Annotated in this window: 19 protein-coding genes; 4 read left to right on the forward strand and 15 right to left on the reverse strand. The window is 72.9% G+C overall.

Annotation, left to right across the window (positions count from 1 at the left end; translation table 11 throughout):
* Positions 1-74 precede the first annotated feature (74 nt).
* Positions 75-2,672, forward strand: a complete 2,598-nt coding sequence (locus tag GA0070213_RS19980; protein ID WP_091066630.1) for a serine/threonine-protein kinase — start codon at positions 75-77, stop codon at positions 2,670-2,672.
* A 140-nt stretch (positions 2,673-2,812) separates the two neighbouring features.
* Complete coding sequence (locus tag GA0070213_RS19985; RefSeq protein ID WP_091066633.1) at positions 2,813-3,622, forward strand: metal-dependent hydrolase; 810 nt, start codon at positions 2,813-2,815, stop codon at positions 3,620-3,622.
* Between the two features lie 15 nt (positions 3,623-3,637).
* On the opposite strand, the gene GA0070213_RS19990 is transcribed toward GA0070213_RS19985, so the two are convergent.
* From GA0070213_RS19990 to GA0070213_RS20030, 9 genes are all read right to left on the reverse strand, one after another.
* Positions 3,638-4,360, reverse strand: a complete 723-nt coding sequence (locus tag GA0070213_RS19990; RefSeq protein WP_091066636.1) for a VOC family protein — start codon at positions 4,358-4,360, stop codon at positions 3,638-3,640.
* Positions 4,361-4,495: 135 nt separating this feature from the next.
* Positions 4,496-4,828, reverse strand: a complete 333-nt coding sequence (locus GA0070213_RS19995; protein ID WP_091066640.1) for a TfoX/Sxy family protein — start codon at positions 4,826-4,828, stop codon at positions 4,496-4,498.
* 47 nt (positions 4,829-4,875) lie between these two features.
* The gene (locus GA0070213_RS20000) at positions 4,876-5,469 is read right to left on the reverse strand and encodes a nucleotidyltransferase family protein (RefSeq protein WP_091066644.1); all 594 of its coding nucleotides are present in this window, start codon (positions 5,467-5,469) and stop codon (positions 4,876-4,878) included.
* Positions 5,470-5,612: 143 nt separating this feature from the next.
* Positions 5,613-7,358 (reverse strand): bifunctional 3'-5' exonuclease/DNA polymerase, encoded by a 1,746-nt coding sequence (locus GA0070213_RS20005; RefSeq protein ID WP_175441413.1) that lies wholly within the window; start codon positions 7,356-7,358, stop codon positions 5,613-5,615.
* 75 nt (positions 7,359-7,433) lie between these two features.
* Entirely contained in the window at positions 7,434-8,390 is a 957-nt protein-coding gene (locus GA0070213_RS20010) for a carbohydrate ABC transporter permease (RefSeq protein WP_091066647.1), read from the reverse strand.
* Between the two features lie 13 nt (positions 8,391-8,403).
* A complete protein-coding gene (locus GA0070213_RS20015; protein ID WP_091066649.1) occupies positions 8,404-9,345 on the reverse strand; it encodes a carbohydrate ABC transporter permease in 942 nt (313 codons plus the stop codon).
* 22 nt (positions 9,346-9,367) lie between these two features.
* Entirely contained in the window at positions 9,368-10,780 is a 1,413-nt protein-coding gene (gene ngcE, locus GA0070213_RS20020; protein WP_091066653.1) for an N-acetylglucosamine/diacetylchitobiose ABC transporter substrate-binding protein, read from the reverse strand.
* 24 nt (positions 10,781-10,804) lie between these two features.
* Positions 10,805-11,554: a sugar isomerase domain-containing protein gene (locus GA0070213_RS20025; protein ID WP_091066656.1), complete on the reverse strand. Its 750-nt coding sequence runs from the start codon at positions 11,552-11,554 to the stop codon at positions 10,805-10,807.
* Positions 11,551-12,498, reverse strand: a complete 948-nt coding sequence (locus tag GA0070213_RS20030; RefSeq protein WP_091066660.1) for a MurR/RpiR family transcriptional regulator — start codon at positions 12,496-12,498, stop codon at positions 11,551-11,553. Before GA0070213_RS20030 ends, GA0070213_RS20025 begins: the two co-directional genes overlap by 4 nt.
* A 158-nt stretch (positions 12,499-12,656) precedes the next feature.
* Between GA0070213_RS20030 and GA0070213_RS20035 the strand changes: the two genes are divergently transcribed.
* Entirely contained in the window at positions 12,657-13,646 is a 990-nt protein-coding gene (locus tag GA0070213_RS20035) for an N-acetylglucosamine kinase (protein ID WP_091066663.1), read from the forward strand.
* Positions 13,647-14,174: 528 nt separating this feature from the next.
* On the opposite strand, the gene GA0070213_RS20040 is transcribed toward GA0070213_RS20035, so the two are convergent.
* The 4 genes from GA0070213_RS20040 to ngcE (GA0070213_RS20055) form a co-directional block, all read right to left on the reverse strand.
* Positions 14,175-14,777, reverse strand: coding sequence for a hypothetical protein (locus GA0070213_RS20040; RefSeq protein WP_091066666.1), 603 nt, complete (start codon positions 14,775-14,777; stop codon positions 14,175-14,177).
* An 87-nt stretch (positions 14,778-14,864) separates the two neighbouring features.
* Complete coding sequence (locus GA0070213_RS20045; protein ID WP_425412848.1) at positions 14,865-15,770, reverse strand: carbohydrate ABC transporter permease; 906 nt, start codon at positions 15,768-15,770, stop codon at positions 14,865-14,867.
* Complete coding sequence (locus tag GA0070213_RS20050; protein ID WP_091066670.1) at positions 15,767-16,678, reverse strand: carbohydrate ABC transporter permease; 912 nt, start codon at positions 16,676-16,678, stop codon at positions 15,767-15,769. The genes GA0070213_RS20045 and GA0070213_RS20050 overlap by 4 nt, the downstream gene beginning before the upstream one ends.
* A 7-nt stretch (positions 16,679-16,685) precedes the next feature.
* Positions 16,686-18,101: an N-acetylglucosamine/diacetylchitobiose ABC transporter substrate-binding protein gene (ngcE, locus tag GA0070213_RS20055; RefSeq protein ID WP_091066673.1), complete on the reverse strand. Its 1,416-nt coding sequence runs from the start codon at positions 18,099-18,101 to the stop codon at positions 16,686-16,688.
* Positions 18,102-18,246: 145 nt separating this feature from the next.
* Between ngcE (GA0070213_RS20055) and GA0070213_RS20060 the strand changes: the two genes are divergently transcribed.
* Complete coding sequence (locus GA0070213_RS20060; RefSeq protein ID WP_091066677.1) at positions 18,247-19,692, forward strand: acyltransferase family protein; 1,446 nt, start codon at positions 18,247-18,249, stop codon at positions 19,690-19,692.
* On the opposite strand, the gene GA0070213_RS20065 is transcribed toward GA0070213_RS20060, so the two are convergent.
* The gene (locus GA0070213_RS20065; RefSeq protein ID WP_091066680.1) at positions 19,664-21,154 is read right to left on the reverse strand and encodes a CoA-acylating methylmalonate-semialdehyde dehydrogenase; all 1,491 of its coding nucleotides are present in this window, start codon (positions 21,152-21,154) and stop codon (positions 19,664-19,666) included. The genes GA0070213_RS20060 and GA0070213_RS20065 overlap by 29 nt on opposite strands.
* Positions 21,151-22,452 (reverse strand): aspartate aminotransferase family protein, encoded by a 1,302-nt coding sequence (locus tag GA0070213_RS20070; protein ID WP_091066683.1) that lies wholly within the window; start codon positions 22,450-22,452, stop codon positions 21,151-21,153. Before GA0070213_RS20070 ends, GA0070213_RS20065 begins: the two co-directional genes overlap by 4 nt.
* Between the last annotated feature and the right edge of the window lie 37 nt (positions 22,453-22,489).

Consider the following 22,489-nt stretch of genomic DNA (forward strand, 5'->3'; position numbering starts at 1 on the left):
GGTCCGCCGCCCTGATGGGATAGGTCCGACCCGATCCGTTGGCTATTGTGGACCAACCAGCGGTGAGGAGTGCGGTGCGGGAAGTGGTGATCGCCGGACGGTACCGCCTGATCGACCTGGTCGGCCGCGGCGGGATGGGCCAGGTCTGGCGAGCTCGGGACGAGGAGCTTCAGCGCGAGGTCGCGGTGAAGCAGGTGCTGCCGCCGAACTGGCTCGCCGAGAGCGACCGCGACGAGCTGCGCGCCCGCACCCTGCGCGAGGCGCGCACGGCGGCCCGGCTCAACCACCCCAACGTGGTCCGGGTCTACGACGTGGTCCGGGTCAACGGCGACCCGTGGCTGATCATGGAGTACGTCCCGTCCCGCTCGCTGCAGGAGATCATCGAGACCGACGGCCCGCTGCCGCCGCGGCGGGCCGCCGAGATCGGGGTGGCGGTGCACGCCGCGCTGCGTGCCGCCCACCGGGCCGGAGTGCTGCACCGGGACGTGAAACCCGCGAACGTGCTGCTGGCCCTGGACGGGCGGGTGCTGCTCACCGACTTCGGGCTGGCCGTGTTCGAGGGCGGCGACGGCGCCATGACCCGTCCGGGCCTGGTCCTCGGCTCCCCGCAGTACGTCGCCCCGGAGCGCGCCGCCGAGAGCGTGTCCAGCGTGGAGGCCGACCTGTGGTCGCTGGGCGCCACCCTGCACGCCGCCGTGGAGGGCCGTTCGCCCTACGCCCGCAGCACCGCGATGGCCACGCTGGCGGCGCTGGCCAGCCAGCCACCGGATCCGGCGCCGCACGCCGGCCCGCTGATGCCGGTGCTGGTCGGGCTGCTGCGCCGCGACCCGCGCAACCGGCTCGGCCACGACGACATCGCCCGGCTGCTCGCCGCCGCCGCCGAGCCGCCCGCCGCCGTGCCGGACGGGCCGGCCGCCGCCGAGCCGGGTCGGGCCGGGCCGGGGGCGCCGTCCGGGCCCCGGACGGCCGGCACCGGCCCGGCCGTCCCGCCGATGACCGGTTCCCGCATCGGCGTCCCGCCGGTTCCCCGGTCCGGGCCGGCCGTTCCGCCGCTGAGCGGCTCCAGCATCGCCGTCCCACCGGTTCCCCGGTCCGAGTCCACCGTTCCCTCGGCGGACGGAGCGGGGCGCCCCGGTCCGGTCGGCGGCGCGGTCGGGCGCGCCGCTCCGCCGGCAGGCACGGTCGGACGCCCCGCTCCGCCGGCAGGCACGGCCGGACGCCCCGCTCCGCCGGCAGGCACGGCCGGATCCACGGGTCCGGTCGCGGGCAGCTCCGGGCCGGCCCACGCCGGCGCGGGCGGCCAACCGGCACATCCGGGCACCGACAGGTCGGGCCGGTCCGAGCCGGACGGCTGGGCCGGCTGGGACCGCACGACCGGCTGGGACGGCACCGACGGCACGGATGGCTGGGACTCCGGCGGGGACGACGAGGACGCGGTAGCCCGACCGGCCGTCGGCTATCCGAACCTGATGCCGCCGGCCGCCGCCGCCCGGGCCTGGAGCCGGGCGGCCCGGCGCAGCGAGTGGGCGCGACCGGCCGAGGACGATCCGACCTCGGCCGACCCGGCGGAGGATCACGACTCCGACGAGCCGGACCGGCCGGAGAACGGCGGGACGGCGCGGGACACTCCCGACCGGCCGGTCGGTGCGTTGGGGCCCACGGTCCTGACCAGCTTCGTGGACCCGGGCAACCCCGCCGGCCCGGAGGGGCCGGCGGCGCGGGCCGACGCCGTCAGCCCGGTGCACACCCCCACGCCGGGCGGCATCCCCCCGCCGTCCCCGCCGCCGGTCGCCACCGGCGGCTCGCCCGACAGCGGCCGGCTCCGCGGCGCCACGGACAGCGGCGCGCTCGGCAGGGTACGCGCTCCGCACGGCGGCCCGGTCCCGGGCGTACGCGCCCCCCACGACGACGCCGGCCCCGAGGACGGCGACGCCGGCGACCCGCCCGCCGACGGCGGCACCGGCCGCAGGACGACCCGGCGTTGGGGCTTCGCCGCGGGTGCCGTGGTGCTGGCCGTGGTGGCGGGCGTCAGCACCGCGCTCGCCGTCGCCGACGACCACCCGCAGGACGGCGACCGGCACGGCGAGCTCGTCGGTCAACCCTGGCAGCGGCCACCCGGGCCGCCCGGCGGAGAGGCCGGGGTGCCGCCACCGCCGTTTCCCTGCATCCGGCCGGACGTGGCGGGCACACCGGTCCAGAAGGGCCCGCCACCGGCCGACCCGGCGGTGACGGTGCCCGCCGGTTGGGTCTGGCCCGCCGACACCGGCGGGTTCCACATCGCCCTGCCGGCCGGTTGGCTCCAGCTCCGCTCGGGCGACACCACCTGCTTCCAGGACCCGGCCACCCGGCGCATCCTGGGCGTCGAGCCCTACCCGGGTGGGGATCCGGTGGGTCGGCTGCGCTCGGCCGAACGAGACCTCAAGGCCGCCGGTCGGCTCCCCCAGTACGACAAGGTCCGGCTCGCCGCCGACGGCGAGGGCGCGGAGTGGGAGTGCCGCTGGACCGCGCCGTACGGCGAACGCATGCACGCGCTGCGGGTGCTGCCCGGCGAGGAGGCCGGGTGGACGCTGGGCCTGACCACGTCGGAGGCCGACTGGGCCGCCGCCGACGAGCAGTTCGCGCTGATCCGGGACAGCGTCCGGCCGATCCGGCCGACCCGCACGGCGGGCTGACCGGCCCGCGTCCCATCGCCGACAGTCGGCACCACCGCGCCCACCTGTGCCGACATACTTCCTGATGCCCCGCCGTCGCACCGACTGACTACAGTGGCGTAGTTTCTGTCGATCAAGATCTCTGGGGAGGGCGAGCCGAGATGATGGGACCGTCCCACGCGCTGTCCGGCGCGGCCGTGTGGTTGACCGGCTCCTGGGCGCTGGACCAGTTCGCCGACTATCACCAGACGCCGCTGGCGCTGGCGGTGGGCACCGCGGTCTGCGCGGGCGGGGCGCTCTTTCCCGACCTCGACCTCTCCGGCAAGGTCACCCGCAACCAGGGCGGCGCCACCGTCGCCCGGACGTTCGGCGTGTTCAGCCTCTTCGTCGCCGAGGTGATGGAGAAGATCTCGCTCGGCGTCTACTACGCGACGAAGCTGAGCAAGGACCCACGCCGCAACAACGGGCACCGCACGCTGACCCACACCGTGCCGTTCACGGTGCTGGTCGGGTGGGGCACCACCGCGCTCTGCGCCCACTACGGCAAGTGGGCTGTGGTCGGCATCCTGTTCTTCATGATCGGTCTGGCGCTGCGCGGTCTCTTCGACGAGTGGGCCGAGCGTGCCGGCTGGGTGGTGGTCACGCTGGTGTCGGCCGCCGCGGCCTGGTTCACCTTCGCCAACCTGCCCGGCGACCGGGGCTATCCGATGATCGGCCTGGCCGTCGGCGTGGGCTGCTTCGTGCACATCCTCGGCGACATGATCACCCGGGCCGGGGTGCCGATCCTCTGGCCCATCCCGATCAAACGGCGGATGTGGACGATGATCGGGTTGCCCAACAGCATCGCGCTGCGCACCGGCAGCAAGGCCGAGACGGTGGTGCTGCGGGGGGCGCTGACCGTGCTGGCGGTGCTCGCCGCGCTGGGCCTGGTCGCGCCCTCGGTGCTGCAACGCTTCGACATCCAGGTCTGACGCGCCCGGCCCGCGTCAGCGGGGCGTGAGCACGCAGAACTCGTTGCCGTCGGGATCGGCCACCACCACGTCGTCGGCGGCGTGCCGGCCGGTGCCGACCCGGGTCGCCCCGAGCGCGAGCAGCCGGTCGACCTCCGCCTCCCGGTCGCCGCCGGCCGGGGGCGCGACGTCCAGGTGGATGCGGTCGCGGCCGTGCCGGGGCAGCAACGGCGGACCACTCCAGGTGATCTTCGCGCCGCCGCGCGGCGACTGGATCGCGGTCTCCTCGTCCTGGTCCCAGACCAGCGGCCAGCCCAGCGCCTCGTGCCAGAAGTAGCCGACCGCCTGCGAGCCGTCGCAGTTGACCGCGCCGACGAACCCGCAGCCGGCGAGGAAGGTGTTGCCCGCCTCGAGGACGCAGAACTCGTTGCCCTCGCCGTCGGCGAGCACCACGTGCCCCTCGTCGCCCCGCTGGCCGATGTCGGCGTGCCGCCCGCCCAGCTCGATCGCCCGGGCCACCGTCTCCCGCTGGCCCTGCGATGTCGCGCTGGTCAGGTCGAGGTGGACGCGGTTCTGCCCGACCTTCGGCGTCTGCGCCGGCAGGAACCGGATGCGGAGGCCGGCTTCGCCGTCGGGCGGCAGCGTGAGCCCGTCACGCGGGTCGTCGGCCGGCTCCCGGCCGAGCAGGCCCGCCCAGAAGCCCGCGAGCCGCTGCGGCTCCCACGCGTCGACACTGATCGCGAAGAGGTCGATGGTCATCGCGGCGTTCGTCTCCGATCCGCTGCCCGGCCCCGAGGGCGGCCCGGCCGGCCACTCGGGCAGCGACCCGGCCGGCTGGACGCCGAGCCTAGGGCGCAGCCGCCGGCGGCGCAGCCGATTAACCGGCAGCGCGGGTCACCTCGCCGGCAGGCCGCCCGCGAAGCGCACGCCGCGCTCGACCCACCGGGCCAGATCGGTGTCGCGCTCGCAGGCCGACGGGTCCACGGTGACCCAGCCGCGCATCGGCCGCCCACGCATCACCGTCGCCTCGGCGCCGGGCTCGGCGAGCGCCCGCTCGGACTCCGCCGGGTCGACGCGGACCATCAGGCCGCCCGCGCCGCGGACCACCACCGCCATGTTGCCGCGCAGCATCATCGCCAGGCCGCCGAACATGCGCCGCTCGGCGAGGCCGGGCTCGCGCCCGACCAACTCCCGCACCCGGTTCGCCAGGTCCTCGTCGTACGCCACGTCGACATCGTGGCACCCGGGTCCGACACCCGGAGCGGTGATCCGCCTCAGGCGCCGATGCGCTGCTCGGGCACCGACAGCCCGTAGAGCGCCATCAGCTCCGGGCTGTCGATCCGACTGCCGTCGGCCACCGCGTCACAGGCGATGTCGACGATCTGGTCCTTGTGCGCCAGCAGGTACGGCCGGGCGCCGACGTCGGCGCTGGCCAGCGTGGCGATGCCGGGCCAGTGTCGGCGGCCGAAGAGCATCGGGTAGTTGCGCAGGCCGTCGTAGGTCGCGCAGACGAGCGCGTCCGGATAGGGCAGGGCGGCCACCCGGCGGACCGCGGCGGCGCTCAGCCCGGGCATGTCCACCGGCACCACGACGACCGCCTCGATGACGTCGTCGGTCAGCGCGGCGAGCCCGGCCCGGATGGAGGAGCCCACGCCGGTCCCCCAGGCGCGGTTGACCACGACCGTGGCGTTGGTTAGGTCGGTGGTCCGCCGCACCTGCTCGGCCGCCGCGCCGAGCACGACCACGACCTGCGCGCAGCCGGCGTCGACCATCGTGTCGATCATCCGGCTGACCAGCGGCTTGTCGCCCTGGTGCAGGAGCGCCTCGGGTCCGCCGATGCGGCGGCCGCCACCAGCGGCGATGATCATTGCAGCGATCCGGTTCAGCGGTGCCCCCTCGACCAGGGGGACGGACCGGGCACAGCAGCGCCCGGTCCGTCCCGTCGTACGCACACCGGGCCCAACGAGCGCGCTCGGGAGCGGGTAGCGGGGCAAAACGGAAAATTGTGTGGCTATGCCGCATCGGCGTAGCAATCCACGGTGGACAGGTCGAGCGGGAAACGGACCGGGGTGTCGCCGAACAGCAGTCGGGTGGCCCGCGCGCCGGCGGCGGTGACCGCCTCGGTGACCGCGCCCGCCGCCTCGACCGGGCAGTGCACGATCACCTCGTCGTGCTGGAAGAAGACCAGCTCAGCATCGGTGCCGACCAACTCGGTGCGGAGCGTGGCGAGCAGCGTCGAGGCCCACTCGGCGGCGGTGGCCTGGATGACGAAGTTACGGGTGAAGCGCCCCCGGGAGCGGGCCGCGCGCGCGGACGGGCTGTGCCGATCCACCTCGCCGTCCGGCGCCGTCTCGTCCCCGTCGGCGAAACCCACCCCGCCCGGCGGGCAGGTGCGGCCCAACCACGACCGGACCAGGCCGCCCGCCTCGCCGGTGCGCGCCGCCGCCTCGACGTAGCCGAACGCGGTCGGATAGTTCTTCCGCAGCACCGCCAGCGCCGGCACCGCCGCGCCGCCGGTCTGCCCGTACATCGCGCCGAGCAGCGCCACCTTGGCCCGGGCCCGGTCACCGGCGAAGGCGTCGCGGGCCAGCGCCGCGTAGAGGTCGCCGGCACCACCGGCGGCGGCCAGCCGCTCGTCGCCGGAGACCGCGGCGAGCACCCGGGGTTCGAGCTGACCCGCGTCGGCCACCACGAACGTCCAGCCCGGGTCCGCCACCACCGCCCGCCGGATCACCTTCGGGATCTGCAACGCGCCGCCGCCCCGGGTCGCCCACCGGCCGGAGACCACGCCACCGGGCACGTACTCCGGGTGGAACCGGCCGCCGGACACCCAGGCGTCGCGCCAGGCCCAGCCGTGCGCCGTCCAGATCCGGTAGAGCTCCTTGTATTCCAGGACCAGCGGCACCGCCGGGTGCTCCACCCCGCGCAGCACCCAGGCCCGGGTGTTCGGCAGCTCCACCCCCGCCCGGGCGAACGCCCGCAACAGCTCCGCCGGCGAGTCGGCGTGCAACCGGCGTACGCCGAACGCGGCGGCGATCCCGGCCTGGAGATCGGCCAGCCGGCGCGGTGGCCCGCCGACCGGGGACGCGTCGCCGAGCAGCTCGGCCAGGATCGCGTCGTGCACGTCGACCCGCCAGGGCAGGCCGACCGCGCCCATCTCGGCGGCGATCAGCGCGCCGGCCGACTCGGCGGCCACCAGCAACCGGAACCGGCCCGGGTGCTCCGTCCCGGCGATCCGGGCGAGCTGATCGGCGTACACCCGGGTCAACGCCGTGATGCCCGGGCCCGGCGGGCCGGACGGCGGATCGAACAGCGCGCCCTGGCCGTGGCCGGGCGGCTCCGGCGCCCGGGGCGCCGGGTCGGGCGGGACCGGCGCGCCGGTCAGCCGGGCCCAGGCGGCGGGCAGCGCGCGCGGCTCACCCCAGCGGCCGGCGTGCCCGAGCAGCAACGCCTCGGTCAGCTCGACGTCGTGGCAGCGGTCGAGCCGGACGCCGGCGCGCAGCAGCGTGGGATAGACGCCCGCGCCGGAAGCCCACACCCAGCGCGGCCGGTCGGCGGCCTCGCGGTCGGCGACCGCGGCGGCCAGGTCGGCCACCTCCTCGGCCGGGCCGGCCGGGCTGCCGTGGGCGTGCAGCGGTTGCAGCACGCCGCCGCCCCGTTCGCCCGCCACCACCGCCACCAGCACGGACGTGATTCTGCCTCGCCCCACCGACACGCTGAGGTGTAAGGCGGGGGCCCCGCTTAACGTTTTCCGCATAGGCGGGGCCCCCGCTTAACACCACGCGGTTAAGCGGGGGCCCCGCCTAACGCACGCCCCGGCGAGGTCTGGCGGCTACTTGCCGACGCCGGCGGTGAGGCCGGACTGCACCTGACGCTGGAAGACGATGTACACGATCAGCACCGGCAGCATCGCCATGGTGACGCCGGCGAACAACCCGGACCAGTCGGACTTGTAGCCCTGGTTGACCGACAGCTCGATCAACCCCTGCGCGATGACCTGGTGCTTCGGCTCACCGGCCACCGACTGCATGAGCAGCGTCGGCAGGTACCACTGGTTCCACTGGCCGAGCACGTTGAAGATGCCGATGCTGATCAGGCCCGGCTTGGCCATCGGCAGCATCACGCTGAAGAACGTGCGGGTGTGCGAGGCCCCGTCGACCTGGGCCGCCTCGGCGATCGAGTCGGGCAGCGTCCGGAAGAACGAGTGCATGAAGAAGATCGTGAACGACAGTGACCAGGCCACGTAGACCAGGATCAGCATCAGGTGCTTGTTCGGGCCGAGCAGCGGGAAGCTGATCCCGGTGTTGTAGACGCCCTTGAACAGCGGCACCGCCGCCAGGTAGATCGGCAGGGTCAGCCCGGACAGGAACATGTAGTAGATCAGCCGGTTGCCGCGGAACTCGAACCGTGCGAGCGCGTACGCGGCCATCGAGCCGAGCAGCATGGTCAGCGTGACGCTGCCGACCAGCACCAGCACGGTGTTCAGGAAGAACGCGCCCAGGTGCCCCTCGGTCCAGGCCCGGCCGAAGTTCTCCCAGTGCAGCTTGTCCGGGATCAGCGAGAGCGGCTTCCGGATCACCTCGGAGTCGTCCTTGAACGACGACATCACCACCCACAGCAGCGGGTAGATGACCATCAGCGTCCACACCACGAGGAACACGTGGGAGAAGCCGTTGAAGATCCGGGAGCCGACACCGCCGTGGTGCCGCTCCGCCCGGCGTACGGGGGCGGGGCTGGATCCGGTGGCGGCCTTGTCGGCCCGGTCGAGACCGTGCGTCGCCGTGCTCATCGCCGCGCCTCCTTCAGTACTCGATACGGTCACGACGGGTGATCCTCAGCTGCAGCGCGGCGAGCAGGATCGTGAAGATGGCCAGCGCGACACCCATCGCGCAGGCGTAGCCGAACTGGCCCTTCTGGAACGCGGTGAAGTTGAGCACCGACGCGAAGATCTCGCTGGCGTGGTTCGGCCCGCCCTGGCTCGGCGTCATGACGAAGACCAGCGCGTACATGTCCAGCGCGATGAAGCCGAGGTAGACCCAGGCGACCGAGATGGTGTCGCGCAGCAGTGGCAGGGTCACCTTGAAGAACGTGTGGAACCGGCCCGCGCCGTCGAGGATGGCGGCCTCGTAGATGTCCTTCGGGATCGACTGCATGGCGGCGGAGAAGAGCACCATGTAGAAGCCGGCCCCGCTCCAGACCGCGATGAGCAGCAGCCACCAGAGCACCGCCGGGATGCCGAGGAACGGCTCCGGGTCGGCGGTGAAGGCGATCGGGTTGTCCGCGTCCACCAGCCCGATCTTGATCAGCAGACCGTTGATCAGACCCTGCTCGTCACTGCGGTAGATCTGCTGCCACATGACCGCGACCACGACCAGCGAGAGCACCTGCGGGAAGAAGAAGATCACCTTGTAGAGGCCGGATCCGAACACCCCGCGGATGCCGGCCCTGTCCTCGCGCCCACCCACGTTGAGCAGGAACGCGAGGAGCAGGGCCAGCCCGATGGTGAACAGCGGCACGGTGACCAGGAAGAAAACGTTGTGCCAGAACGCCTTCCGGATCAGTTCGTCGGAGAACAGCCGGACGTAGTTGTCCAGCCCGACGAAGCGCTGGGAGTCCGAGTACCCACCCCAGTCGGTCAACGAGTACCCGGCCGCCTGCGCGAACGGCCACACCACGTAGAACAGGTACAGCGCGACGGGCAGGGCCAGGAAGCCCGTGACGAAACGCGCGACTCCGTGCCGCATTGGACTCACTTCCTCGACGAGATCAGGCGGTGCGGGTCTGCTTCTTGATCGACGAGTCCTTGGCGACCTTGTCGGCGGCCGCCTGCATCTTGTCGACGAACTGCTGCGCGGTGAGCCGGCCGGCGAAGAGCTCCTCGGAGAGGTTCTGGCTCTCCTTGTCCAGGTCGGCGTAGAAGTCCGGGAACTTCACCGAGATCAGGTCCGAACTGCCGCCCTTCACCACGGCGTTGGCCGAGGCGAGCGCGCTGTCCTGGACCTTGTCGCCGGAGCCCTTGGTCGAGGCCAGCGACTTGGTCAGCTCGGCGAACTTCGCCGAGCCCTCCTTGGACAGGATGGCCCGCAGGAACTCCTTGGCGGCCGCCTTGTTCGGCGCCTTGCTGGGCACCACGAAGCCCTCGCCGGAGGCGGCGAAGACGTCCTTGGCGGCCTTGTCGCCGCTGTTGCTCCAGTAGTCCGAGAGGGTCAGCTCGAAGCCCGGCGGGATGGTCGCCGCCATCTCGTTCTTCAGCCACGTGCCGACCTGGATGAACGCGGCCTTGCCGTCCAGCCAGGCCTGCTGCGACTGGGTGTGGTTGAGCTTGCCCGGCAGCAGCAGCTTGTCCTTGACCAGCTTCTCCCACGGCTGCAGCGCGGCGACGATGCCGTCGGCCTTCCAGGCGCCGTCCTTGAGGTTGTCGATGTCGATGACGGCCTGCTTGCCGACCGCCTTCCAGATGCTGGCGAACAGACCCCAGCGCGGGTAGTAGCCGTGGATGGCGTCGTGCACGTACGGCGCCATGCCCTTGGCCTTGATCTTCGGCGCCAGGGCGAAGAACTCGTCCCAGGTCGTCGGCGCCGTCCAGCCCTCCTTCTTGAACAGCGCGGCGTTGTACCAGTTGCCCCAGACCGTGTAGGCCACGTTCACCACGTAGAACTTGCCGTTCTGGGTGCCGTCGCCGACCGTGCCCGGCAGCAGCGAGTCGCCGACCGTCCCCTCGCCGTCCCAGGCCGGCGCGGTGAGCAGGTCGTCGAGCGGCTCGATGGCACCCTCGTTGATCAGCGTGCTGCGGTCCATCATGTCGGCGCCCGAGTTCATCACCAGGTCGCTCGGCTGGGTCGCCATCTTCGGCTGCTCTTCGGTCTTGATCTTCTGGGTGGAAGACATGTTGACCGTGACCTTGGGGTGCTTGGCGTTGAAGACGACGGTGTCCTCCTTGGCCCACTGGTCGCCCAGCCCGCCGTTGAAGACCACCACCTTGACCGCGCTGTCGTCCTTGACGCCGAACGGGTTGTCCTTGCTCTTGGCCGCGCCGCCGCCGCTGTCGGACTTGCTCGGCTCGCTGCCGGCGCAGGCGCTGAGCAGACCGGCCGCCGGAACGGCCAGCAGGCCCGCCGCGCCGGCGCGCTGCAGCAGGGTCCGACGGCTGAGGTCGGACTTCTCGGGGGTAACCGACATGGTGTCTCTCCTTGTGGTGTCGGGTCAGGCGGTCCGCCGGAGGCGCCCGGCGTACCGCGACTCGAGGGCGAGGTTGTGCTCGTCCCCACCGGGGACGTTGGCGGAGAGATAGACAGGGGGTACCTCTCCGGCCTGGTGGAACCGTCGTACGACCTCGGCGGTCAGCAACTGCGCGAGCAGCGCCGCGGTGACCGAGGAGACCGCACAGACCGCGCCGCCGCCCTCGAGCGGCAGCAGTGCGTCGCCGTACGGCGCGCCGTTGTCCAGCACGACGTCGGCGAGGTCGGCGAGTCGGTGCCCGGAGGGGTGCCGAGGGGCGACCCGGGCGGTGTGCTCGACCGAGGTGACCGCGATCAACGGATGGCCGCCGCGCTTGACCAGCATCGCCAGCTCGACCACCGAGCCGTTGATGCCGGACTGCGAGGCGACCACGAACACGTCCTCCGGCTGCGGCGCGGCGAGGGCGTAGAGCCGGTGCGCCACCTCCGGGTCGCGTTCCAGCTTGGGGTCGGCGAGCACGTCGCGGGGCGCGTCGCCGTGCAGCACGAGGTCGTGCAGGGAGAGCCGGTTGGTGGGGACCAGGCCGCCGGCGCGCGCGACCAGCTCGGCGGCGAACGCCTCCGAGTGGCCGGCGCCGAACGCCTGGAGGACGCCGCCGGCGCGCAGGCCGTCGGCGATCAGACCGGCCGCCCGGTCCACCGCCACCGCCTGGCTGTCCACCAGCCGGTCGAGCACCGGGCGGACGGCGTCCGCGTACCCCTGGGCACTGATCATGAGAGGGACCCCTTCGCGGCCTTGTGCCCGTCGACGGCCTGGGCGGTACGCCGGAAGGCCGCGTGGGCGCGGTCGTGGGTGCGCTGCGCCACCGCGATGTAGAGCAGGTCGAGCACGACGAGCTGCGGGTGCCGGGCGGAGAGCGCGTCCGGCCGGAAGGTCGTCGCCTGGCTTGCGGTGACCAGGACGATGTCGGCGAGTTCGGCCAGCGGCGAGCGCGGGAAGCCGGTCAACGCGACAGTGGTGGCCCCGCGGCTGCCCGCCTCGGCGAGCAGCTCGATGGTCTCCCGGGTCTGACCGGTGTGCGAGATCCCGAGCGCGACGTCGCCGACGCCCAGCAGCGCGGCGCTGGCCAACCCCTCGTGCACGTCGCTCCAGGCCCAGGCCGCCACCCCGATGCGGTGCAGGCTGAACTGCATCTCCTCGCCGACCAGCGCGCTGCCGCTGGCGCCGAAGATGTTCACCCGGCTGGCCCCGGCGATGGCCACCGCCGCCCGCTCCACCTCGCCCAGGTCGAGCAGCGCGGCGGTGTCGTGCATGGCCCGGGTGTCGGCGGCCATGATCTGGTCGAGCACCCGGGACAGCGGGTCGCCGGGTTGGATCTCCCGGCCGATGTCGACGGTCCAGCCGGCGGAGCGCGCCCGGCCGGTCTCCGCGGCGATGCCGAGTCGGAGGTCGGCGTAGCCCTCGAAGCCCATGGCCCGGCAGAACCGGGTGATGGTCGCCGGCGACGTGCCGCTCCGCTCGGCCAGTTCGACGATGGTCGCCCGGGCGGCTGCCTCCGGGTCGCTGAGCACGTGCTCGGCGACCCGGCGCAGCGCCCCGGTCAGCTCACCCGCACCGGCCCGGACCCTGGCCAGCACCCCGTCGACGCCCCGCCGGTCGGCCGGAGCGGCTTCGACCACCGCGGTCGCCGCGGAGGTCTCGACGTCGTGCTCGGCCATCGGCGGAAGCCTTTCGGAAAAGAGTGTTAACTGTTAGTGGTAAAAGTTCTTACTGAAGGGCCCTCCGTGTCAAGACCGTGGGCGAAGTTTTCAAACTGTTACCTGCCGCACCGCCGCGATCTTGCGCACCGGGGGCCCGGCCGGACAGCATGAGGACCATGTCGGACACCGTCGTGGTCGGCCTCGACGTCGGGGGTACGTCCACCCGCGCCGCCGCCCTGGGCCTCGACGGCGCACGCCTGGGCGCCGGCCGGGCCGGCGGCGGCAATCCGACCAGCCACGGCGCCGAGCGGGCCGCCGCCGAACTGCTCGCCGCCCTGCGCGCGGCGCTCGCCGACGTCGACCCGAACCGGGTACGCGCCGGCGTGATCGGCCTCGCCGGCGCCGGCCGCCTCCTGGCCGACCCGCAGGGGCGCGCCGCGTTCGACCGGGCCTGGGCCGACGCGGGGCTGCGCTGCCCGTACACGGTGCACGGCGACGCCCTGGTCGCCTACGCCTCCGGCACCGCCACCCCGGACGGCACCGTCCTCATCGCCGGCACCGGCGCGATCGCCGCCCAGGTCCGCGAGCTGCGCCTGGACCGCACCGCCGACGGCCACGGCTGGCTGCTCGGCGACGCCGGCTCCGGGTTCTGGCTCGGCCGCGAGGCGGTCCGCCGGCTCCTGGCCGACCTGGACCGCGCCGAAGCGCCGGGCGAACTGGGTCGCCGTGTCCTGGCGGAGCTGACCGGCACCAGCGAGGTGGCCGCCCGCCCTCGGACGACAGTCGACGCCGTGGTGCAGGCGGTGACCCGCCGCCCGCCGGTGGAACTGGCCCGCTTCGCGCCGCTCGTCGTCGCGGCGGCCCGCGCGGGCGAGCCGACCGGCGCCGCCCTGATCGCCGAGGCCGCCGCGCTGCTGGCCGAGAGCGTCTCCCGGATCCGCCCCGCAGGCGCGGCCGACCCCGTGGTGCTCGGCGGCGGTCTGCTCACCGGCGCCACCCCGCTGGCCGCCGCCGTCCGCGCCGAACTGGCCCGGCGCTGGCCGGCCGCGCCGCTGCACGGTGCCGGCGACGGTGCCGCCGCCGCGGCCTGGCTCGCCGCCCGCGACCTGCCCGAGGTGACCGACCCGACCGCGCTGCACGCCCGGCTCGTCCCGCCGCCCGCCTGACCCGCGCCCCGCGCCCCGCGCCGACGGGTGGTAGCCCTCCACCTCCCTTTGGAGCTGAGAGCACGCACGACTCCACCCGGTCGAAGGGCGGTAGCGGCTGGTTGAGTCGTTCCCGCTCTCAGCTCCAAAGGCGTCCGAGAGCCGCCGTCCGGGTCGCGGCAGAAGGGCCGCGTGGCGCCTACAAACTTGATGACGCCGGTGACTCAGCAACTGGCCGGCCGCCGTGAGTCATCCGCGTCATCAAGTCTGTAGGCGTGGACCCGCCGCCTGTTCCCAGCCGGCCCACGGGCGTCCGGAACGGGCCGTCGGCGGCAAGGGCGCGGGCGGTGCGGCGGGACCGCCCCGTCGAGCCGTTCATCGGGTTGCGGAACGGTCCGGGAACACGCGCCTACACCCGGGCGTTGCCCGGCGGATCCGATCAGAATCGGTCAGCGCATACCTCGCACCCTGATCGGCACCGGTGGGAGACGCCTCCGGTCAGACGCAACGAGGGCCGGCCGACAGGATCGGCCGGCCCTCGGGGTCCACTCAGGCGTTCGGGTTGCCCTGCTGCCCGGAGTGCCACCCCTGCGGCGCCACCTGGCCCGGCTGACCGGCGTGCGGCGGGTACGCCCCGCCCTGCTGCGGCGCACCGTAGGGCGCGGACTGGCCCTGCTGCGGCGCGCCATACGGGGCCGGCTGGCCCTGCTGCGGGGCGCCGTAGGGCGCGGGCTGGCCCTGCGGAGGGGCGCCGTAGGACCCGGGCTGACCCTGCTGGGGGCCGCCGTAGGACGCGGGCTGGCCCTGGGCGGGCGGGAAGCCGGGGGCCGGCTGGCCGTGCCCGGACGGCGGGAACATGCCCTGCTGCGGCGCGCCGGCGAACTGGTGCGCCGCGGCCTGCTCGCGGGCCTCCTTGCGGGCCTTCACCGCGCGCACGATCAGCAGGATCGGCAGGATGAAGACGTAGAAGAAGATGCGGTAGTCACCGCCGTCGAAGAGGAACAGCAGGTAGAAGCCGTAGGCGAAGAAGGCCAGGCCGACGACCACGTTGAGGATGCGCGAGCCGGTCCCCTGCTCCTTGATGGCGACGCCGACAGCGACCATCGCGATGCCGCCGAGCAGCAACAGCAGCGTGTAGATGAGAAAAAACATGGAGTTTCCTGTCAATAAGTTGAGTGTGCCGGCTCACCTTATTGGAGCGCGATCATCTCCACCGCCCCGTTGCCTGTGGCAACGACCTCACTTGAGCTGCCCGGCGGTCAGCCCGGCCTGGATCTGGCGCTGGAAGGCCACGTAGACCACCAGCACCGGCAGCACCGCGATGGTCAGACCGGCGAAGAGCTGGGCGTAGTCGCCGGCGTACCCCTGGCTGACGGCCAGCGAGCTGAGGCCCTGGGCGAGCATCCGGTTCGGCCCGTCGCCGGGGATGAGCACCTGGGGCAGCAGGAACTGGTTCCAGTGGCTGAGGAAGTTGAAGATGCCCACACTGATCAGTCCCGGTCGAGCCATCGGCAGCATCACCCGGAAGAAGAGCCGGAAGTGCCCGCACCCGTCGATCATCGCGGCCTCGGCCACAGAGGTCGGCAGCGTCCGGAAGAAGGCGGTCAGGAAGAACACCGTGAACGGCAGCGAGTACGCGGTGTACACCAGGATCAACCCCGGCCAGGTGCCGAGCAGGCCGACGCTGCGCACCACGAAGAAGAGCGGCACCAGGGCCAGGAAGACCGGGAACATCATGCCGCCGACGAACAGGTAGTAGACCACCTGACGGCCGCGGAACTCGTAACGGGCGAAGACGTACGCGGCGGTGGCGCCGAGCAGCATGGTCAGCGTCAGCGAGCCGGTCACCACCACCAGGCTGTTGAAGAAGAACCGGCCGATGTGGGCGTTGGTCCAGGCCCGCGCCCAGTTGTCGAACCGCAACGCCTCGGGCAGCCCCCACGGGTCGGCGATGATCTCGCCGTTGCTCTTCAGCGAGCTGAGCAGCATCCAGGCCAGCGGCAGGATGGTCATCGCCGCCCAGAGCAGCAGGAAGCCGTGTGAGAAGACGTTCGCCACGCCCGTCTCGCGGCGCGGCGGGCGGTCGGCCGGGGCCGCGTCGCGCGGCACGGCGGCGGTCGGCGTGCCGGTTTCCACTGTGGTCACGAGTACTCGATCCGATCACGCCGGGCGGTCCGCAGCGCCAGCACCGCCACCGAGAGGGTCAGGAAGAACATGGCCACGCCGATCGCCGACGCGTACCCGAACTTGTTCTCGCTGCCGAACGAGGTGTCGTACATCCGCAGGCCGATGACGTCGGAGGAGAAGTTCGGCCCGCCGTTGGTCATCAGCTGCACCAGGATGAAGCCGTCCAGCGCCGCGATGGCCAGGTAGATCCAGGCCACCTGGATGGTGTCCCAGAGCAGCGGGATGGTGATCTTCCGCAGCATGGTGGCCCGGGACGCGCCGTCGAGCAGCACCGCCTCGTAGATGTCGCGCGGGATGGCCTGCATGGCGGCGCCGAACAGCACGACGTAGAACCCGACGTTGCTCCACACCATCACCGCGAGCACGCACCAGAACGCGAACCGCGGGTCGCCGAGCCAGGCCGGCGGGCTGGCCAGCCCGACCGCCCGCAGCGCGCCGTTGAGCAGGCCGCTGGTCGGGCTGTAGATCTCCTTCCACAGCAACGCGATGATCACCACGGAGAGCACCTGCGGGAAGAAGTAGACCAGCCGGTAGACCGCGGTGCCGCGTACCCCGGTCACCCCGGCGCGGCCCTTGCGGCCTCCCATGGTGAGCATGCTGGCGAAGAAGAGACCCAGCGCGATGGTCACCACCGGCACCACCACGAGCAGGATCGCGTTGTTCTTCAACGCGTTCCAGACGTACCCGTCGTGCAGCAGGGTGCGGAAGTTCGCCAGGCCGACCTGGTCGGCCTGCGCGGAGTAGCCCAGCCAGTCGGTGGTCGAGATCTGGAACGCCTGGAGGTACGGCGAGAGCACGAAGATGCCGTAGATCGCCAGTGGTGGCAGCAGGAAGCAGAGGATCAGCGGGAGTCGGCCGTGTCGCATCCGATCGTCACGCGGCCCGCTTGTACTTCTTGACCGAGTTGTCCGAGGCGATCGAGTCGGCGCCCTTCTGGCACTGGTCGAGGAACTCGCTCGGGGAGGTTCGGCCGCTGAAGAACTCGCCGCACGCGGCGTCGACCAGGTTGCGCTCCAGCTTGCGGTAGTAGTTGTTGTAGACCCAGTTGAACCCGTTCGAGCCGGACGCGTCGAGCGCCTTGACCACGGTGGCCAGGCCGAACGGCAACTCGACACCGTCGGTGGCACCGGCGACCACGGGCAGGCTCGCGACCTTCTTCGTGAAGTCCTGCGCGCCCTTGCGCGACAGCATGGTCCGGAAGTATTCGAGGCCGCCGGCCACGTTCTTCGCCTTCGCCGGCACCATGAACGGCTCGCCCGCGGTGCCCCGGATCGCCTCGAACGGCAGCTTGTCGCCGCTGCCCAGGCTCGGGGTGGGCGCCACGGTCATGTTGAATCCGGCCGGGGTGACGTCCTTCTGCTCGCTCTCCAGCCAGGAGCCGCACGAGATGAACGCGGCCTTGCCCTGGCACCAGGCGGTCTGCGACTGCTTGTGGTCCAGGCCCGGCGAGCCGTCGAGGATGAACTTGTCCTTGACGATCTGGTGCCAGGCGTCGGCGGCGGTCTTCATGGCGTCCGACTTCCAGGCGTTGGGCTCCAGGTTGTCGATGGCCAGCGCGACCGAGGGACCACCGAGCTTGATCGCGGTGGAGATCAGCGGCCAGCTCATGTAGCGGGGGTGCAGGCCGGCGTACGTCCAGGGGGCGATGCCGGCGGCCTTGATCTGCCGGCAGAGCGCGATGTGCTCGTCCCAGGTCTTCGCGTAGGTCCAGCCGCGGTCGGCGAAGAGCTTGGTGGAGTGCCAGATGCCGTACACCGTGTAGGTGTAGTTGAGCACCAGGAACCTGCCGTCGTACGAGCCGACCTCGACGGTGCCGGGCAGCAGCGTGTCCTTGACCGTCTTGCCGGGAACGTCGAGGCTCGGCGCGGCGAGCAGCTCGCCGAGGTCGGCCAGCGCGTTCTGGGACACCAGGCCGTTGAAGTCGATCTGGCCGGCGCCGGAGTTGTTCACCACGTCCGGCGGGCTGCCGTCGACGAAGCGGGGCTGGAGCGTCTTGCTGATCTCCTGGGTGGCCGAGTGCTTGATCTCCGCCTTCGGGTGGTTCTCCTGGTACATGGCCTCGTGGGCCTTGGCGTAGTCCTCGCCGAAGCCGCCGTTGAAGATCACCACCTCGAGCGGGGCGTCCTCCTTCACGCCGAGCGGGTTCTGCTCGCTCTTGGTGCCCTGGTACGCCCCGGCGTCGCCCTTGTCGTCGCCGCCGGACGTGGCACAGCCGCTGAGCAGCCCGGCGGCGGGGGTGGCCAGCAGGCCGGCGGCGGCGCTGCGGCGAAGGATCTCACGCCTGTTCATCGCATCTCCTCGGTGGCTCTGTCGCTTCTCTTCACCAAGCACGTTTTCGTTGAAGAATTTCTACGCCGACGAGACGCGGACCACAAGACCTCAAGGCCGAACCGTTATCCGTACCGGTCGGCGGAGGCTGGCATAGCCTGGGCCCATGCGCCGCCTGCGGCAGCTCGCCGAGCGCACGCCGCCGGGGCGGGATCGCTACGTCGACCTGCTCCGGGCGCTGGCCATCGCCATGGTCGTCCTCGGCCACTGGGGCGTGACCGTCATCGGCTACCAGCACGGTCGCCCGACCGGCCACTCGGCGCTGGCCGACCTGCCCTGGGCCTGGCCGCTGACCTGGGTGGCCCAGGTGATGCCGGTGTTCTTCCTGGTCGGCGGCTATGCCAACGCCGCCTCGCTGGCCGCCCGCCGGGCCCGGGGCGGAACCGCGACCGGTTGGCTGGTGGACCGCAGCGCCCGGCTGGTCCGCCCGACCACCGCGCTGCTGGTGGTGCTTGCCACCGGCGCCGCGGTCGCCACCCTGCGTGGGGCGGACCCGGCGCAGGTGCGCACCGTGGTCTGGTTCGCCACCATCCCGCTGTGGTTCCTGGTCGCCTACTTCGCGGTGGTGGCACTGACCCCGCCGATGTACGCGCTGCACCGCCGGTTCGGGCTCGCCGTGCCGGTGGTGCTGGCCGGGCTCGTCGCGGTCGGCGACCTCGGCCGGCTCCTCGGCCCGGCCGCGCTGGCCGACGGCAACTACCTGTTCGCCTGGCTCGCCGTGCACCAGCTCGGCTTCGCCTGGTACGACGCCCGGTCACCCGAGCTGCCCCACCGTCGACGCCTGCCGCTGTCCCGGCGGGCCGGCGTGACGCTGCTGGCGGTCGGGCTGGTCGCGCTGGTGCTGCTGACCACCGTCGGGCCCTACCCGGTGGCGATGCTGCACGTGGCCGGCGAGCGGCTGGACAACACCGCGCCGCCGAGCGTGGCCCTGCTCGCCGCGGCCACCACCCAGCTCGGGCTGATCCTGCTGCTGCGCGGTCCGGCCGGGCGCGGGCTGCGCCGCTCCGGCCCGTGGCAGACGGTGATCGCGGTCAACGCCGTGGTGCTCACCGTGTTCCTCTGGCACCTGACCGCCGCGATCCTGCTGGTCGGCCTGCTCGACGCGCTCGGCGTGCTGCCCACTCCCCCGGTCGGCTCGGCGACCTGGTGGGCCTGGCGGATCCCGTGGCTGGCGGCCCTGGCCGTGGTGCTGGCCGCACTGGTCGCCGTGTTCGGCCCGATCGAGGCCCGCACCCGCCGCCCGCACGGGCCGCACGGCCAAGCCGGGCCGCACGGCCAAGCCGGGCCGCACGGCCAAGCCGGGCCGCACGGCGTCGGGGCCGGCGCGGCCCGACGCGTCGGATCCGGCCCGGACGTGGGCGGACACGGCGCGCCGTGGACCGCGCTCGCCGTCGCCGGTTACGCGGCGCTGGTCGGCGGCCTGCTGCTGAACAGCCTGGCGCCGAAGACCGCGCACGAGCCGCTCGGGCTGCCCGCCCCGGCGCTGGTGGCGTACCTGGCCGGGGCGGGAGTGCTGCGTCTGCTCAGGTCTGGGTGGGGAAGCCGAGGTTGACCCCGCCGTGGCGCGGGTCGAGCCAGCGGCTGGTGACCACCTTGCCCCGGGTGAAGAACGCGACCCCGTCGGCGCCGTGCGCGTGCAGGTCGCCGAAGAGCGACGCCTTCCAGCCGCCGAACGAGTAGTAGGCCATCGGCACCGGGATCGGCACGTTGATCCCGACCATGCCGACCTCCACCTCGTGCTGGTAGCGCCGGGCGGCGCCGCCGTCGTTGGTGAAGATCGCGGTGCCGTTGCCGTACGGGCTGGCGTTCACCAGCTCCACCGCCTCGTCGTACGAGCCGACGCGCAGCACGCTCAGCACCGGGCCGAAGATCTCGTCGGTGTAGATCGACATCTCGGGCCGGACGTGGTCGAAGAGGGTCGGGCCGAGCCAGAAGCCGGCCGGCTCGCCGTCCGGCGTGACGTCCCGACCGTCCACCACCGGCACCGCGCCGGCGGCCACCCCGGCCTCGACGTACGACCGGACCCGCTCGGCGTGCGCGGCGGTGACCAGCGGTCCCATGTCGCATCCACGGCGGCCGTCGCCGGTGCGCAGCCCGGCCATCCGCGCGGCGATCCGCTCGACCAGCGCGTCGGCCACCGGCTCCACCGCGACCAGCGCGGAGATCGCCATGCACCGCTCCCCCGCCGAGCCGAACCCGGCGTTGACCGCGGCGTCGGCGGCCAGGTCCAGGTCGGCGTCGGGCAGCACCACCATGTGGTTCTTCGCCCCGCCCAGCGCCTGCACCCGCTTGCCGGCCAGCGCGCCGCGCTGGTGCACGTAGCGGGCCACCGGGGTGGAGCCGACGAACGACACCGCCTTCACGCCGGGGTGGTCGAGCAGGGCGTCGACCGCCTCCTTGTCGCCGTTGACCACGTTGAGCACCCCGTCGGGCAGGCCGGCCTCGGTGAACCACTCGGCCAACAGCAGCGCCGCGCTCGGGTCCTTCTCGCTCGGCTTGAGCACCACCGCGTTACCGCAGGCGATCGCCACCGGCACGAACCAGAGCGGCACCATCACCGGGAAGTTGAACGGGGAGATCACCGCGACCACGCCCAGCGGCTGCCGCAGGCTGTACGAGTCGACCTCGGTGGAGACGTTCTCGCTGAACCCGCCGCGCAGCGCCGAGGCGATGCCGCAGGCGTACTCGATGACCTCGAGGCCGCGTTGCACCTCGCCGGCGGCGTCCGCGAGGACCTTGCCGTGCTCGGCGGTGATCGCCTCGGCGAGCCGGTCCCGGCGGGCGTGCACCAGCTCGCGGAGGGCGAACAGCACCGCCGTGCGCCGGGCCAGCGAGGCGTCCCGCCAGTCGCGGGCGGCCCGTTCGGCGGCCTCCACCGCGCCGGCCACGTCGGTGGCGTCGGCCAGCGCCACCTGCCCGCTACGCCGGCCGGTGGCCGGGTCGAAGACGTCGCCGCGCCGCGTGGAGTTCCCGGCGGTCCGCTTGCCGTCGACGTGGTGCCCGATGACTGTCATGCCGTCTCCTCCACGCAGCTCCGGATCGCGTCGACCAGGATGGCCAGGCCCTCGCGGGCCTCGTCCTCGGTCAGCGTCAGCGGCGGGCCCATCCGCACCACGTTGCCGTGCAGGCCGCCCTTGCCGACCAGCAGGCCGCCGGCGCGGCACGCCTCGAAGACCCGGGTGGTCAGCTCCGGGTCCGGCTCGACGGTGCCGGGGCGGACGAACTCGACGGCCAGCATGAGGCCCTTGCCGCGCACCTCGGCGACCCGGTCCAGGCCGGCGGTGGCGGCCCGCAGCCCGTCGCCGAGGATCGCGCCGACCCGGGCCGCGTTGGCCTGCAGGTCGTGGTCGAGCAGGTAGTCGAGGACGGCGTTGCCGGCGGCGGTGGAGACCGGGTTGCCGCCGAACGTGGAGAAGCTGATCGCCGGCACCGCCTCCAGCACCTCGGCCCGGCCGACCACGCCGGCCAGGGCGAAGCCGTTGCCGATGCCCTTGGCGAAGGTGAGCAGGTCGGGGGTGACGCCGTGCGCCTGGTAGCCCCAGAAGTGCTCGCCGGTGCGCCCCCAGCCGGTCTGCACCTCGTCGCTGATCAGCAGGATGCCGTGTTCGTCGAGGACCTTCTTCCAGGCGGCGAAGAGACCGTCCGGGCCGTGGGTGAAGCCGCCGACGCCCTGGATCGGCTCGGCGATCAGGGCGGCCACGTCGCCGGCGGTCTGGGTGGCGAGCACCTCGCGCAGGTCCTCGACCGCGGCCTCGACCCGGTCGTCGGCGTCGAGCCGGGCCAGCAGCCCACGCAGCCGCTCGCCGGAGTGCAGCCAGGCCACCTGGAGCGGGTTCAGCGCGCTGGCCGACCAGCCCCGGTTGCCGGTGACGCCCATCGCCGCGTACGACCGGCCGTGGTAACTGTTGCGCACGGCGAGGATCTGGTGCGACCGCCGGTGGTTGGTGGCGACGAGCAGCGCGGCCTCGTTGGCCTCGGTGCCGGAGTTGGTGAAGAAGACCCGCGCGTCGGGAATGCCGGAGACCCGGGCGACCTTCTCGGCCAGTTCGACCTGCTGGCGGATCAGGTAGAGCGTGGAGCTGTGCACCAGGCCGGTGCCCAGTTGCCGCTGCACCGCCTCGCGGATCTCCGGGATGTCGTAGCCGATCATGTTGGTCAGCACGCCGCCGAAGAAGTCCAGGTAGCTGCGTCCGGCCGCGTCGGTGACCCGGCGGCCGGAGCCGGCGACCAGTTCGAGCGGTTCGGCGTAGTAGAGCGGCATCCAGGACGGGAGCACGGCCCGGTGCCGGGCCAGCAGGTCGTCGGTGGTCATCGGCGCACCCCTTCGGCGGTTGGTCCCCGCACGCTCC

This window comes from Micromonospora humi (assembly GCF_900090105.1).
Lineage (GTDB): Bacteria > Actinomycetota > Actinomycetes > Mycobacteriales > Micromonosporaceae > Micromonospora > Micromonospora humi.